Source organism: Lichenibacterium minor (assembly GCF_004137685.1).
Taxonomy (GTDB): domain Bacteria; phylum Pseudomonadota; class Alphaproteobacteria; order Rhizobiales; family Beijerinckiaceae; genus Lichenihabitans; species Lichenihabitans minor.
Map to the genome: position 1 here is coordinate 142,996 of NZ_QYBB01000004.1, position 14,915 is coordinate 157,910.

The following is a 14,915-nucleotide window of genomic DNA, read 5'->3' on the forward strand; positions in this document are numbered from 1 at the left end:
GCAGCTCCGCCCTGCCCTCCCCGCCCCGCGACGGGGGCAAGCGCCTGCCGGTCCCCGGCCGGCTCAGAAGCGCGACGACGCCAGCCTGTCGACGAACCATCGCCCGGCCGGCCCGGGCAGTTCGCCCGAGCGGTGGACCGCGAAGATCCCGTATTCGACCGGCCCCCAGCCGTCGATGTGCAGCACGATCAGGCGCCCCGCCGCGACGTCGCCCGCCACCATGGCGTCGGGCATGCCGCCCCAGCCGAGGCCGCCGATCAGCAGCGCGTGCTTGGCCCCGAGGTCGCCGAGCCGCCAGGTTTCCGGGGACAGGACGCCGAAATCCTGCCCGCGCGTGAGGTCGGACCGGTCGGCCAGCACGAGCTGCACGTGGTCGCGCAGCGCGGCGGGGGGGATCGGGCCCCGCATCTGCGCCAGCGGATGGTCGGGCGCCGCCACGGGCAGCAGGCGCACGCCGCCGAGCGGCCGGTGGTCGAGGCCCGGCGTCGTGCGGGCGAGCGGCCCGCAGACCCCCACGGCACAGGTGCCGTCGAGCACCAGCCGCGCCACCGCGCCCAGCGCTTCCACGGACAATCGCAGCGTCACGGTGGGAAAGGCCGTGCGGAAGGCCGCCAGGGCTTCGACCAGCGTGGGCGTCGGCAGCATCACGTCCACCACCACGGCGAGCTCGGCTTCGAGCCCCGCCAGCAGCCCCGTGGCCCGGGCCCGCAGCCCGTCGACCCCCATCGCCACCTTGCGGGCTTCGGCGAGCAGCGTGGCGCCGGCTTCCGTCAGGGTCGGGCGCCGCGTCGCGCGGTCGAACAGCTTGAGGCCGCCCAGCTGCTCTTCCAGGTTGGCGATGGCGTAGCTGACCACCGATTGTTGGCGGTTCAGCGCCCGGGCGGCCGCCGAAAAGCTGCCCGCCTCCGCCACGGCCACGAAGGTGCGGAGCTGGTCGAGCGAGGGAGACCCCAGGGCGGGCATGCGGGCGTGACATCCTCGGCGCAGTCGCGGGCTTTCGGGGCGCCGCGGCGGAAGCTTAAAGCTTTCTCCAGCGAAGAACGCTATGGGTGGCGACGAAGTGCTGCCGTCCGTCCGGAGATCCCTTTGGCGCGTCCCCCCTCCCCCTCGGCCCTTCGCGCCGTGATCCTGGTGCTGGCCGTCGGGGCGAGCCTGGGCGCCTGCGGCCGCCGCGGACGGCTGGAACCGCCGCCCACGCCGGAATCCATCGCCGCCGCCGAAAAGGCGAAGGATTCGAAGTCGGGCCTCCACAAGCGCGCGCCGAACCCGCCGATCCGCCCGCCCCAGCAATCCTTCGTGCTGGACCCCATCCTGTGACGGCCGCCGTGCAACCCTTCCGCTACCGCGACGGCGCGCTCCACGCCGAATCCGTCGACCTGGCCGCCATCGCGGCCGAGGTCGGCACGCCCTTCTACTGCTATTCCCGCGCCGCCATGGCGGCGCAGTACCGCGGCTTCGCCGACAGCTTCGCGCCGCTGCGGACGCTCGTCTGCTACGCCATGAAGGCCAATTCCAACCAGGCGGTGCTGCGCGTCTTCGCGGGCCTGGGCGCCGGCATGGACGTGGTGTCGGGAGGCGAGCTGCGGCGCGCCCTCGCGGCGGGCGTGCCGGGGGAGCGCATCACCTTCTCGGGCGTCGGCAAGACGCGCGCCGAGCTCGCCGCGGCGCTCGACGCCGGCATCCACTGCTTCAACGTGGAATCCGAGCCCGAACTCCTGACCCTGTCGGAGATCGCGGCCTCCAAGGGCGCCACGGCGCGGATCGCCCTGCGGCTCAACCCCGACATCGACGCCGGCACCCATGCCAAGATCTCGACCGGCAAGGCCGAAAACAAGTTCGGCGTGCCGATCGAGCGGGCGCGGGACGTCTACGCCGAGGCGGCGCGCCTGCCCGGGATCGCGGTCGCCGGCATCGACGTGCACATCGGCTCGCAGATCACCGACCTGGGCCCGTTCGACCGCACCTTCGCGGCGATGGCCGACACGTTGCGGATGCTGCGCGCCGAGGGCCACGCGATCGACCACGTCGACCTCGGCGGCGGCCTCGGCATCCCGTACCACGCCGGCCAGGACCCCGCGGCCTTCGGGCCGGAGCGCTATGCGGAGCTCGCCAAGCGGCATTTCGCGCGGGCCGACGTCGCGGTGGTGCTGGAGCCGGGCCGTTTCCTCGTCGGCAACGCCGGGGCGCTCGTGGCCTCGGTGGTGCTGGTCAAGCGCGGCGGCGACAAGCGCTTCGTGGTGGTCGACGCGGCCATGAACGACCTGATCCGCCCGACGCTCTACGAGGCGCACCACGAGGTGTTGCCGGTGGCCGAACCGCCGGACGGCGTCCTGCTCGACCCCGCCGACATCGTCGGCCCGGTATGCGAAACCGGCGACTACCTCGCCAAGGCCCGCCCGTTCCCGGCGGTGTCGGCCGGCGACCGCGTCGCCGTGATGTCGGCGGGCGCCTATGGCGCCGTGCAGTCCGGCACCTACAACACACGCCTGCTGGTGCCCGAGGTGATGGTCGACGGCGACCGGTTCGCCGTGATCCGCCCGCGGACGAGCTACGAGGAGCTGATCGGCCTCGACCGCGTGCCGGACTGGCTGGCGTGACGCGCGCCCGGGCCGCCCGGCGCCGCCTTGATCGGGTCCCGAACGCCCGCTAGGGGTCGGCACGGCGGGATCGTCCCGCCGCTGGACCCCTCGATCGATGCGCTCCGCTCCGGCCCTCGGTTGGATCGCGCTGGCGGTGCTCTGCGCCGCCGGGCCGTCCCGCGCCGCGGATGCGCAACCCGCCCAGCAGGCGTCCCCCGACCTCCTCGACGCCCAGCGCCGCCGCCTGGGGGACGCCACGGAAGCGGCCGCTGAGGCCGAAGCCCGGCGGCACCGCGCCGAAGGCGACGTCGACGCCATCCGCGCCGACCGTGCCCGCCTGTCCGCCGCCCTGATCGACGCGACCGCCCGCGTGCGGGACGCGGAAGCGCGCTCGGCGGCGGTTTCGGAGCGGCTCGCCGAGCTCACCGCGGGCGAGGACGCGATCCGGCAATCGCTCGCCGGCCGCCGGACCGAGACCGCGCGCGTCCTGGCCGCCCTGCAGCGGATCGGTCTTCATCCCCCGCCGGCCCTGCTCGCCAGCCCCGGCGACATGCTGGACGCCATCCGGGCGTCGACGCTGCTGGTGTCCGTGGTCCCCGGGCTGCGGGGCGCCGCCGCCGCCCTGGCGACCGACCTCGCCGAACTCGGCCGCCTGCGCACCCTGGCGGCGGGGCAGCGCGACGCGCTCCGGATCGAGAGTGCGACGCTCGGCGCCGAGCGGGCGCGCTTGGCCGACCTCGTGGCCGCCCGGCAGGCCGCGCAGGCCGCCGCCGAAGGCGCGCTCGACGGCGAGCGGCAGCGCGCGGCGGCGCTGGCCCAGGAGGCGACGGGGCTGAAGGACCTCGTGTCCCGGCTCGAAGGCGACGTAGCTTCGGCGCGGCGGGCGGCCGACGCCGCGCGGGCCGCCGACGAGGCGCGGCGCCGGGTCGCCGAGGCCGATGCGGCCGGCGTCGCCGCCAAGGCCGCCGCGGCGGGCGCCCGGGATCCGGCGCGGCTCGCCCCCGCCGTGGCCTTCGCCGACGCCAAGGGCCATTTGACGCTGCCCGTCGTCGGGCGCACCGTGAAGGAGTATGGAACGGCGGACGGCTACGGCGGCCAGGAGCGCGGCCTGTCGTTGGCGACGCGCCCCGGCGCCGTGGTGACGGCGCCGGCGGACGGTTGGATCTCCTTCTCGGGGCCCTACCGCTCCTACGGCCAGCTGCTGATCATGACGATGGGGGACGGGTACCACGTCGTGCTGGCGGGCCTCGCCCGCTCCGACGTCGTGCCGGGGCAGTTCGTGCTGGCGGGCGAACCGCTGGGGGCGATGGGCGACGGTTCGGCCAGGGCCGCCGCCGCGATCGCCCTTGGCGCGGGGGAGCCCGTTCTTTATGTTGAATTCCGGAAAGACGGGGCGGCGATCGACCCCGCCCCCTGGTGGGCGAAAGCCGAATTGCAAAAGGTCCGCGGATGATGCGCAAGGTTTCCATGGTCGTGGCGGGCGCGGCGCTCGGCGCGACGGCCGCGACGGTCGCCCTCCAAACGAGCGTTCTGTCGGGGAGCCAAGCCTTCGCGGCGAACTCCGACACCTACCGCAACCTCAACCTGTTCGGCGACGTCTTCGAGAAGATCCGCACCGACTACGTCGAGAAGCCCGACGAGTCCAAGCTCGTCGAGGCGGCGATCAACGGCATGCTGACGTCGCTCGACCCGCATTCGAGCTACATGGACGCCAAGGCCTACCGCGACATGCAGGTCCAGACCCGCGGCGAGTTCGGCGGGCTCGGCATCGAGGTCAGCCAGGACGACGGGGTGATCAAGGTCGTCACCCCCATCGACGACACGCCGGCCTCGAAGGCCGGCATCCAGGCGGGCGACCTCATCACCGCCATCGACGGCGACCCCGTGTCGGGCATGACGCTGAACCAGGCCGTCGACAAGATGCGCGGCGTGGTGGGCACGCCCGTGACGCTCAAGATCGTCCGCGGCAAGGACAAGGACGGGACGGACTACAAGCTCAGCCGCGCCAACATCACCATCAAATCGGTGAAGTTCGAGGAGAAGGGCGACGTCGGCTACATCCGCATCTCCCAGTTCAACGAGCAGACCTTCGACGGCCTGAAGCAGGCCATGGCGAAGTTCTCGGCCGACATCCCGAGCGACAAGTTCAAGGGCTACATCGTCGACCTGCGCAACAACCCGGGCGGGCTGCTCGACCAGTCGATCGAGGTGTCCAACGCCTTCATCGACCACGGCGAGATCGTGTCGACCCGCGGCCGCAACGCCGACGAAACGCAGCGCTACAACGCCCGCCCCGGCTACGACCTCAGCCACGGCAAGCCGCTGGTGGTGCTGATCAACGGCGGGTCGGCGTCCGCTTCGGAGATCGTCGCCGGCGCGCTTCAGGACCACAAGCGGGCCACGATCGTGGGCACGCGGTCCTTCGGCAAGGGCTCCGTGCAGACCATCATCCCGCTCGGGCAGAACGGGGCCCTGCGCCTAACGACGGCGCGCTACTACACGCCGTCGGGCCGCTCCATCCAGGCCAAGGGCATCGAGCCCGAGGACATCGTGCTCGAGGACGTGCCGGACGACCTGAAGGGCAAGGACGACACCAAGGGCGAGGCGTCCCTGAAGGGCCACCTGATGAACGGCGCCGCCACCGACGAGAAACAGGGCTCCCAGGCCTACGTTCCGCCGGACGTGAAGAACGACAAGCAGCTGACCGCCGCCCTGGACCTGCTGCACGGCATCGACATCAAGTCCCTCGTGGCCAGCGACGCCCCGAAGGCGGCCGAGATGACCAAGGCGGATTCGACCAAGACCGACGCTGCCAAGGCCGACGCGCCGAAGGGCGACACGCCCAAGGTCGACACGCTGCGGCCAGATGCCGCCAAGCCCGACGCGACGAAGCCGGACGCCACCAAGGCGCCGTGACGCGGCGCTGAACCACACGCGACGACACGCGGCCCGGCCCCAGCCGGGCCGCTCTTCGTTTCACCACAGGTGGTCCATGGCCGGCGGACTCTTCGACCCCCTCGGGACTGACCGCCCCGCCCGGCCCCGTGGCGGGTCGCGGCCGGCGGCGGCGGTCGTCGCGGCGGGCCTGGCCGCGGCGGCGGTGGCGGCGCTGGTGGCCGTCTCCTGGTGGCGCGACGACGGCGACCGTGGCCGCCCGGTCGCGGTGGCGCCGATCGAACATCGCGCGGCGCCGCCGAAACCACCGGCGGCCATCCCCGCGCCACCGCCACTGCCACCGCCGTCGACGGCGTTCTCGCCTCCGGGCGCCGTGCCGGCGACGCCGCCCCAGGACGCGGACGCCGTCCGCGGGCTGCCGTCGGTGCGCGACGACCAGGAGGTCGAGATCCAGAACGGCGTGCGGATCGTCCGGCCGCGGCGCAACGGTCCGGGCAGCCAGACCATCCAGGTGCCGGACAAGGCGCAGCGGTGAGGACCGCGACGGAACGCCGTCGAAGCTGAACGCGCAGCTTCTCGCGCGCCCCGCACTCGCCTGGGGCCATACGGCGAGCGCGATACAGTCGCGGATCCAGGGCGCATTTCGGCGCTGGAAACGATCGATGAACAAGTTTTTAGTCGATACCCCGCGGTCCTTGGCCCTAATTGTGGGACACGAGAAGGATCGGCGGCGTCCGCATCGTCGGCGGTGGTCGACATCCGCGCCGACGCCCGCGGTTCCGCGGTCGCGGGCCAGGCAGGCGAACCGATCCCGCCCCTTCACGGCGATGTCCGGACCGCCCTGCCCGACCGCGGGCACGGAAGTCGCATGGCGCCGGTCGATCCCACGTCGTTGCCGAGGAAAGCCGATGTCCGAACGCCCGCGGCGCACCAGCCTCCGCCTGTTCACCCTCGCACTGCTCTGCGCCGGGGCGGGCTACTGCTACTACGATTGGAACCGGGTCGGCCCGGCCGTCCAGGCCGGGATCGACCGCGTCCACCCGAAGCCCGAGGTCGCCAAGGCCGCGCCGAAGGAGGCGCCAGCCGTCCCGGTCAGCGCCGCGGAAGCGAAGCTGGGAAGCTTCCCCGAGATCCTGACCAGCCTCGGCACCGTGCAGCCCTACAACACCGTGCTGGTGCGCAGCCGCGTCGACGGGCAGGTGGTGACCATCAACTTCGACGAGGGACAGATCGTCCATCAGGGCGACCTCCTGGTTCAGATCGACCCCAGGCCCTACCAGGCGGCGCTCGACCAGGCGAAGGCGAAGCGCCAGCAGGACCAGGCCAACCTCGACAACACCAAGCGCGACCTCGCCCGCTCGCAGTCCCTGATCGGCAACAACTACGTGACGCGGCAGACGCTCGACACGCAGACCTCCTCGGTGGCGCAGCTCACCGCCCAGGTGGCCTCCGACGACGCCGCGATCGAGAACGCCACCACCCAGCTCAGCTACGCCACCATCAAGGCCCCCATCACCGGCCGCGTCGGCTTCCGCCTGGTGGACCAGGGCAACATCGTCAACGCTTCGAGTGCGACCGGCATCGTGTCCATCGCCCAGGTGGAGCCGATCTCGGTGGTGTTCACCGAGCCGGAAACCACGCTGGCCGAGATCACGGAAGGCCGGAAGGCCGGCCCGATGCCCGTGCAGGCCCTGTCGTCCGACGGCTCGCGCACGCTGGCGGACGGCATGCTCGAAACCTTCAACAACGAGATCGACACGTCGAGCGGCACGATCCGCCTGAAGGGCACCTTCGCCAACACCGACCACAAGCTGTGGCCCGGCCTGTCGGTCTCGACGAAGCTGCGGGTGAAGACCCTGCAGGACGTGGTGCTGATCCCCTTCTCGGCCGTGCAGCACGGCCCGAACGGGCTCTACGCCTTCGTGATCGGGGGCGACGACAAGGTCGAGGTCAGACCCATCAAGGTCAGCTTCTCCGACGACACCCAGGCCGTCGTGTCCGACGGGCTGAAGTCGGGCGAGCGGATCGTCACGGCCGGCCAGTACAGGCTGCAGGCCCACACCCCGGTGCGCATCGTGCCCGATGCCGGCGTCAAGACCGCGCAGCGGGACTCCTGAGCATGAGCGGATCCACGACGAGCGACGCCGCTCCCGCCTCGGGCGGCATCTCGGCCCCCTTCATCAAGCACCCGATCGCCACCACGCTGCTGATGCTGGCGGTGTTCTGCTTGGGCCTGGTGGCCTATCCGCTGCTGCCCGTGGCGCCCCTGCCCCAGGTCGACTTTCCCACCATCGTCGTGTCGGCGTCGCTGCCCGGCGGCAGCCCCGACACCATGGCGTCCTCGGTGGCGCAGCCGCTGGAGCGGCAGTTCGCCCAGATCCCGGGCGTGTCTCAGCTGACGTCGACCTCGTCGCTCGGGTCGAGCTCCATCACGATCCAGTTCGACCTCGACCGCAACATCGACGGCGCCGCCAACGACGTGCAGGCGGCCATCAACGCCGCCAACGGCCAGTTGCCGAAGAACCTGCCGAGCCCCCCGACGTGGCGCAAGGTCAACCCGGCCGACTCGCCCATCATGCTGCTGTCGGCCACCTCCGACATCCTGCCCCTCACCGTGGTGGACGACAACGCCGACACCAAGATCGCCCAGCAGATCAGCCAGATCGCCGGCGTGTCGCAGGTGACGATCGGCGGCGAACAGAAGCCGTCGATCCGCATCCAGATCGACCCCGCCAAGCTCGTCACCAAGGGCCTGTCGCTCGAAGACGTCCGCACCGTCGTGTCCAACACCACCGTCAATGCCGCCAAGGGCAACATCGACGGCGAGCGCCAGTCGTTCACGATCTTCGCCAACGACCAGCTGCTCGACCCCAAGGGCTGGGACAACACCATCATCGCCTATCGCAACGGCGGCCCCATCCGCATCAGCGACATCGGCACGGCGGTGCCGGCGGCGGAGAACATGAAGTCGGCCGCCTGGGCCAACGGCCGGCGCGGCGTCTTCCTGATCATCTTCAAGCAGCCCGGCGCCAACGTCATCGACATCGTCGACAAGATCAAGAAGGAGCTGCCGCGCCTCGAAGCCTCGATCCCGGCCGGCATCAAGATCGGCATCATGTCGGACCGCACGCAGACGATCCGCGCTTCGGTGGACGACGTGCAGTTCACGCTCGTGCTGACCATCGCGCTGGTGGTGATGGTGATCTTCGTGTTCCTGCGCAGCGTGTGGGCGACGCTCATCCCGTCCATCACGGTGCCGTTGGCGCTGCTGGGGGCCGTCGCGCTGATGTGGGTCGCGGGCTACAGCCTCGACAACCTGTCCCTGATGGCGCTCACCATCTCGGTGGGCTTCGTCGTCGACGACGCCATCGTGATGCTGGAAAACATCGAGCGGCACCTCGAGGAGGGCATGTCCCCGTTCGACGCCGCCATGAAGGGCGCCGGCGAGATCGGCTTCACCATCCTGTCGATCTCGATCTCGCTGATCGCCGTGCTGATCCCGCTGCTGCTGATGAGCGGCATCGTCGGCCGCCTGTTCCGCGAGTTCTCGATCACGCTGGCGATGACCATCCTGATGTCGGCCTTCGTGTCGCTGACGCTCACGCCCATGATGGCGGCGAAGTTCCTGAAGAGCCACGGCCATGCCGGGCACGGCCGGCTCTACATGGCGAGCGAGCGGGTGTTCGACGCCATCCTGCGGGCCTACGAGGTCGGGCTCGACCTGTGCCTGCGCTGGCGCTTCGCCACGCTGCTGGTGTTCTTCGCCACCGTGGGCGTCACCGCCTACCTGTTCATGATCATCCCGAAAGGGTTCTTCCCCAGCCAGGACACGGGGCTGATCATCGGCCAGGCGGAAGGTGCGCAGGACATCTCCTTCGCCGACATGTCGCGCAAGCTGCAGCAGATCTCGGACGTGGTGATGAAGGACCCGGCCGTCTACTCGACCGGCATCGCCACGGGCGGCTCGGGCGCCATCAACAACGCGCGCGTCTTCATCACCCTGAAGCCGCGCGACGAGCGCGACGTCACCGCCCAGCAGATCATCGCCCGGCTCAGGCCGCAGATCGGCAAGATCGAGGGCGCGGCGTTGTTCATGCAGGCCGCGCAGGACATCCGCGTCGGCGGCCGCGCGTCCCGCACCGAGTTCCAGTACACGCTGCAGGACCCGAACTTCGACGAGCTGAACACCTGGTCGCCGAAGCTGCTGGAAAAGTTGAAGGGCCTGCCCCAGCTGCGCGACGTCGCGACCGACCAGCAGTCGGCCGGCACGACGCTGACCCTGACCATCGACCGCGACCAGGCGGCCCGCTACGGCATCACGGCCCAGCTCATCGACGACACGCTCTACGACGCCTTCGGCCAGCGCCAGGTGACGCAGTATTTCACCCAGGTGAACAGCTACCATGTCATCCTGGAGATCCTGCCCCAGCTCCAGGGCAAGGTGGACTCGCTGAACAAGCTGTACCTCCATTCGCCGATCACCGGCGGGGACGTCCCGCTGTCGGCGCTGGCGCGGTGGACCACGGAGCCGACGCAGCCGCTATCGATCAGCCATCAGGGCCAGTTCCCGGCGGTGACGATCTCCTTCAACCTCGCGCCCGGCACGGCGCTGAGCCAGGCCACGGAGGCGATCACCCGGGCGCAGGGCGAGCTGAACCTGCCCGGCACCATCCAGGGCACATTCCAGGGCACCGCCCAAGCGTTCCAGCAGTCGTTGAGCACGGTGCCGCTGCTGATCGTCGCCGCGCTGGTTGTCGTCTACATCATCCTCGGCATCCTCTACGAGAGCTTCATCCACCCCCTCACCATCCTGTCGACGCTGCCGTCGGCGGGCGTGGGCGCGCTCGCGATCCTGATGATGTTCGGCTACGACTTCAGCCTCATCGCGCTGATCGGCGTGATCCTGCTGATCGGCATCGTGAAGAAGAACGGCATCATGCTGGTCGACTTCGCCATCGTGGCGGAGCGCGACGAGGGTTTGACGGCCGAGGCGGCGATCCGCAAGGCCGCGCTGCTGCGCTTCCGCCCCATCCTGATGACCACGATGGCGGCGCTGCTCGGCGGCATCCCGCTGATGCTGGGCACCGGAACGGGTTCGGAGATCCGCCAGCCGCTCGGCTACGCCATGGTGGGTGGCCTCATCGTCAGCCAAGTGCTGACGCTGTTCACCACCCCGGTGATCTACGTCTACCTCGACCGCATCTCGGAGTGGCTCGGCGGCGGCGGCCTGCACCACGACGCGGTGCCGGCCGGCGAGCCCGACCTGCTGCCGCGGGGCAACCCCGTGCCGCATCGCGAAGCGGCCGAGTGACCGGGCGCGGGGGCGTCGGCGCGTCCGGCGCGGCGGTCGGATCGGCTCCGCGCCGAGGACCGGCGTCTCGGGGGCGTCGCGTCACTCCTTCGGCAGGTTCTTGGGCTGGAAGCGCGCCGGCGCCGGATAGGTCAGCACCCCGCCTTCGAGCTTGAAGCCGGAGCCCGGCGGCGGGACGGGGCTCGGGGGCAGCTCCCGTTCGGGGCCGCCGCCGCGCTGCACGACGGCCGGCGCGGCGCTCGGCCGGGCGCCGACCGGCGGCGCCCCGCGGATCGACCGCGTCGGCGGGACCGGCACCGCCGCGCCGCGGATGGTCAGGCGGACCGGCTCTTCGTCGAGCGAACGGGCGGCGAAGCGCACGGCGCGTCCGGTGCTGCCCGGCGACGGCGTCACGCTGTGTTCGGTCGGCGTGTCGACGATGTCGACCCCGTCCCAGCTCGGCCGGAAGGTCGTCGCCCTGCCGGCAGCCCCTGGCGGCCAGGCCATGCAGGACGCGTAGGCCCTCGTGCACAGCGCCTGGCTGGAAAAGGCCGGCGTCTTCGCCTCGTATTCGGACCGCGCGTTGGCGAAGGCGACCCGGCAGGACGCGGGCGCGAAGGTGTGGGCCGCCACGCAACCCGCTTCGGACTCGTAGGAGGCGAAGCGGCTCGGTCCGGTCGCCCAAGCGCCCCCCGTGCCCAGCACCATCGACGCCACGGCGGCCCAGGCCGCCCCGTTCAGCCGCGCTTGTCCCACCGTCCGTCCTCGTTCTGCTGCCAATAGGCGACGCCGTGGCCGGCCTTCTTCAGGTCCGCCCATTGCCGGCGCGCGCCGGCGCGCTCGTCGGCGTCGTTGCCGTCGAAGAGCAGCATGACCCGCTCATAGGCGCTTTCCGCGAGCGCCGGCATGGCTTCGGTGCCGTCCACCATGAAGCGGATGACGGCTCCGTTCGGGTTGGCGGTGTCGGTCGTCAGCACGATCGGCTGCACGGCCGCGTCCGCGTCGCGCGACGTGCCGTGCGGCAGGAAACTCGCCTCGTCGTAGGTCCACAGGGCGGCATCGAGCGCGTCCATCCGCTCGGGGCTCGACGCCTGGACGACGGCGCGCCATCCGCGGCCCACCGCCTTCTCGAGCAGCGCCGGCAGGGCGCGCTCCAGCGGCCATCGATCGAGGTGGTAGAACCAGACCTCCGACAAGGCGCCGCTCAGCTCTCGTAATGGTCCGCCACGAGGCGGTCGAGCAGGCGCACGCCCCATCCCGACCCCCAGCTCTGGTTCACGTCGTCGGACGGCGCGCCCATGCCGGTGCCGGCGATGTCGAGGTGGGCCCAGGGCGTGCCGTTGGTGAAGCGCCGCAGGAACTGCGCCGCCGTGATCGAGCCCGCGTGGCGGCCGCCGGTGTTCTTCATGTCGGCGAACTTGGAATCGATCAGCTTGTCGTAGTTGGACGTCAGCGGCAGGCGCCACACCTTCTCGCCCGTGTCCAGGCCCGCGACCCGCAGGCGCTCGGCCAGCTCGTCGTCGTTGGAGAACAGGCCGGCATGCTCGCTCGCCAGCGCCACCAGGATGGCGCCCGTCAGGGTGGCGAGGTCGACCATGAAGCGCGGCTTGAACCGCTCCTGCGCGTACCAGAGCACGTCGGCCAGCACCAGGCGGCCTTCGGCGTCGGTGTTGATGATCTCGATCGTTTGGCCCGACATCGAGGTGACGATGTCGCCCGGCCGCTGGGCCTTGCCGTCGGGCATGTTCTCGACGAGGCCGATCAGGCCCACGGCATCGACCTTGGCCCGCCGCGCCGCCAGCGCATGCATCAGGCCGACCACGCAGGCGGCGCCCGCCATGTCGCCCTTCATGTCCTCCATGCCGGCGGCGCCCTTGATGGAGATGCCGCCGGTATCGAAGGTGACGCCCTTGCCCACGAAGGCCACCGGCTGGGTGTCGCCGCCGGCGCCGTTCCACCGCATCACGGCGACGCGGGATTCGTGCGCCGATCCTTGGCCGACGCCGAGCAGCGCCCCCATCTTCAACCGCTCCAGCGCCGGGATGTCGAGGATCTCGACTTCCACGCCGAGGCGGGACAGCTCGGACGCCCGGCGGGCGAATTCGATCGGGTGCAGGACGTTCGGCGGCTCGTTGACGAGCGTGCGGGCCAGCTCCACGCCGTCGGCGACGCCCGCCGTGCGGGCCGCGGCGGCTTCCGCCCCCGAAACGTCGCTTACCGCGAGCGTGACCGAGGCGGGCTCGCGCTTGTCGTCGTCGTCCTTCGCCTTGGTCTTGTAGCGGTCGAACCGGTAGGCGCGCAGCTGGAGCCCCTGGGCGAACTCGGCCGCCGACCGTGCGTCCGCGTCGCGGCCCGGCAGGTCCAGGAGCACGGTGGCGCGCGCGCCGTCGCGCAGCTTGCCCATCACGAAGCCGCCCAGCGCCACGAGGTCGGGGCCGGCCGGCGGCGTCTTGGCCTCGGTGCCGACCACGAGCAGGCGCCCGACGCCGAGGCCCGCCGGCGCGTAAAGGTCGAGGGCGGACTTCGCCTTGCCCTTGAACTTCGCCGCCGCCGCGGCGGTGGCGATCAGCTCGGAGGCGGCGCCCAGCACCTCCGCCGTCGCGGCGCCCGGCTTCAGGTCCGCCCCGACGAACACCACGAGCGTGTCGCCGGCCGAACCGGCCCGGGCCCCGCGAAGCGGCGAAAAGGCGATCTCCACGAAATCTGACATCGATGGCTCTTGGATGGGCGCGGGGCGCGACGCGGGTTCGGCCCGAACCATACCGGTTCCCGGCATCGAACCAAGGGGGCGCCGCGGCACCCATCCCTTTTTCGCCCCAAAATGACCGTGCGCGCCGGTCAGGAGTGATCTCGCCGCAACGGCGGCCGGGGAAATGGCCGGCCGCGCCCCACCGGCCGCCGGAGCGCCTTGCGCCGGTGCCGCCCCCCTTCTACCCCTTGAAGCGTGGGGCGTCGGGGGATCGTTCCATGGCGGGCTCGACCTCGAGTCCCAGCATGACCGGAGCAGCATGTCGCTCGTCGAGGCCTATATCTTCCGCATCGTGCGCTCGTCCTTCCTGGTGGCGCTCGGCGTGCTGACGGCCGTGATCTGGGTCACGCAGGCGCTGAAGGAGTTCGACCTCCTCACCACCAAGGGGCAGTCGCTGCTGGTCTTCCTCGGCGTCACGGCGCTGGGCATCCCCGCCCTGGTGATGGTGATCGCCCCCATCGCGCTGTTCATCGCCGTTCTCTACACGCTGAACAAGCTCAACGGGGACAGCGAACTCATCGTGATGAGCGCCGCCGGGCTGTCGCCGACGCGGCTCCTGAAGCCGTTCGCGACCCTCACCGTGCTGGTCACGCTGCTGGTGGGCGCCATGTCGCTCTACATCATGCCGTGGAGCTTCCACGAGCTGCGCGACCTCGTGATGAAGATCCGTGCCGACTTCATCACCCACGTTGTGCGCGAGGGTACCTTCACGACGCTCGACCAGGGCTTCATCTTCCATTACCGCGAGCGCGGCCGCGACGGATCGCTGCACGGCATCCTGATGGAGGACCGGCGCGACCCCAACCACATCTCGTCCTACGTGGCGGACAGCGGCCAAACCTGGTCCAACGACGACAACAACTATCTCGTCCTCAACGACGGCTCCATCCAGCGCCACCAGCCGGGCAGCCGGGACGCCGCCATCGTGGCGTTCCAGCGCTACGCCCTGGATCTCGCCCAGTTCGGCTCGGAAGGCGAGGGCGCGCCGCTCCGCCCGCGCGAGCGCTCCACCCGCGACCTGCTGCACCCGGACCTGAAAGACCCCACGGTGCGGTTCCAGGAGGGGCGCTACCGGTCCGAACTGCACGACCGCTTCTCGGGTCCCCTGTACGCGCTGGCCTTCGGCATGATCGCCTTCGCGGGCCTGTCGCAGCCGCGCACCACGCGGTCGGGCAACTGGAAGGCCATGGTGGGCGCCTTCGCGGCGGTGGCGGCCGTGCGGGGCGCGGGCTTCGCGGCTTCGGGCTTCGTGGTGAAGTCCGCCGCCTGGGTCCCGGCCGACTACGCCGTACCGGCCATCGGCCTCGCCGGCGCCCTGCTCTACATCTTTGCGCCCCGCCTCGGCATGCCGCGGCGGCGCGAGAAGGCGATGCGCCTGCCCGTACCGCAGGCCGCGTGAGGC

At 71.2% G+C, this 14,915-nt stretch carries 12 protein-coding genes; 8 read left to right on the forward strand and 4 right to left on the reverse strand.

What is annotated here, in order from left to right; genetic code table 11:
- Positions 1-63 precede the first annotated feature (63 nt).
- A complete protein-coding gene (locus D3273_RS05930; RefSeq protein WP_129224481.1) occupies positions 64-963 on the reverse strand; it encodes a LysR family transcriptional regulator in 900 nt (299 codons plus the stop codon).
- Between the two features lie 123 nt (positions 964-1,086).
- On the opposite strand from D3273_RS05930, the gene D3273_RS05935 reads away from it, so the two are divergent.
- From D3273_RS05935 to D3273_RS05965, 7 genes are all read left to right on the forward strand, one after another.
- Positions 1,087-1,317, forward strand: coding sequence for a lipoprotein (locus D3273_RS05935; RefSeq protein ID WP_129224483.1), 231 nt, complete (start codon positions 1,087-1,089; stop codon positions 1,315-1,317).
- An 8-nt stretch (positions 1,318-1,325) separates the two neighbouring features.
- The gene (gene lysA / locus D3273_RS05940) at positions 1,326-2,597 is read left to right on the forward strand and encodes a diaminopimelate decarboxylase (protein WP_129224615.1); all 1,272 of its coding nucleotides are present in this window, start codon (positions 1,326-1,328) and stop codon (positions 2,595-2,597) included.
- Between the two features lie 97 nt (positions 2,598-2,694).
- Positions 2,695-4,032, forward strand: a complete 1,338-nt coding sequence (locus D3273_RS05945; RefSeq protein WP_129224485.1) for a murein hydrolase activator EnvC family protein — start codon at positions 2,695-2,697, stop codon at positions 4,030-4,032.
- Positions 4,029-5,495 carry a S41 family peptidase gene (locus tag D3273_RS05950; RefSeq protein WP_129224487.1) on the forward strand — a complete coding sequence of 489 codons (1,467 nt, stop codon included), beginning with the start codon at positions 4,029-4,031 and terminating at the stop codon, positions 5,493-5,495. Before D3273_RS05945 ends, D3273_RS05950 begins: the two co-directional genes overlap by 4 nt.
- Before the next feature lie 76 nt (positions 5,496-5,571).
- Positions 5,572-6,009, forward strand: a complete 438-nt coding sequence (locus D3273_RS05955) for a hypothetical protein (RefSeq protein WP_129224489.1) — start codon at positions 5,572-5,574, stop codon at positions 6,007-6,009.
- A gap of 373 nt (positions 6,010-6,382) precedes the next feature.
- Positions 6,383-7,591, forward strand: a complete 1,209-nt coding sequence (locus D3273_RS05960) for an efflux RND transporter periplasmic adaptor subunit (RefSeq protein ID WP_165359390.1) — start codon at positions 6,383-6,385, stop codon at positions 7,589-7,591.
- A 2-nt stretch (positions 7,592-7,593) separates the two neighbouring features.
- Positions 7,594-10,785 carry a multidrug efflux RND transporter permease subunit gene (locus D3273_RS05965; RefSeq protein ID WP_129224493.1) on the forward strand — a complete coding sequence of 1,064 codons (3,192 nt, stop codon included), beginning with the start codon at positions 7,594-7,596 and terminating at the stop codon, positions 10,783-10,785.
- A gap of 81 nt (positions 10,786-10,866) precedes the next feature.
- Here D3273_RS05965 and D3273_RS05970 read toward each other — a convergent pair whose 3' ends face one another.
- The 3 genes from D3273_RS05970 to D3273_RS05980 are packed head-to-tail and all read right to left on the reverse strand — an operon-like array spanning position 10,867 to position 13,474.
- A complete protein-coding gene (locus tag D3273_RS05970; protein WP_165359391.1) occupies positions 10,867-11,520 on the reverse strand; it encodes a DUF1190 domain-containing protein in 654 nt (217 codons plus the stop codon).
- Positions 11,502-11,960: a DNA polymerase III subunit chi gene (locus D3273_RS05975; protein WP_129224497.1), complete on the reverse strand. Its 459-nt coding sequence runs from the start codon at positions 11,958-11,960 to the stop codon at positions 11,502-11,504. Before D3273_RS05975 ends, D3273_RS05970 begins: the two co-directional genes overlap by 19 nt.
- Positions 11,961-11,968: 8 nt before the next feature.
- The gene (locus D3273_RS05980) at positions 11,969-13,474 is read right to left on the reverse strand and encodes a leucyl aminopeptidase (RefSeq protein ID WP_129224499.1); all 1,506 of its coding nucleotides are present in this window, start codon (positions 13,472-13,474) and stop codon (positions 11,969-11,971) included.
- A 298-nt stretch (positions 13,475-13,772) separates the two neighbouring features.
- Here D3273_RS05980 and lptF point away from each other — a divergent pair, with 298 nt between their 5' ends.
- The gene (gene lptF / locus D3273_RS05985; protein ID WP_165359392.1) at positions 13,773-14,912 is read left to right on the forward strand and encodes an LPS export ABC transporter permease LptF; all 1,140 of its coding nucleotides are present in this window, start codon (positions 13,773-13,775) and stop codon (positions 14,910-14,912) included.
- Positions 14,913-14,915: the final 3 nt, after the last annotated feature.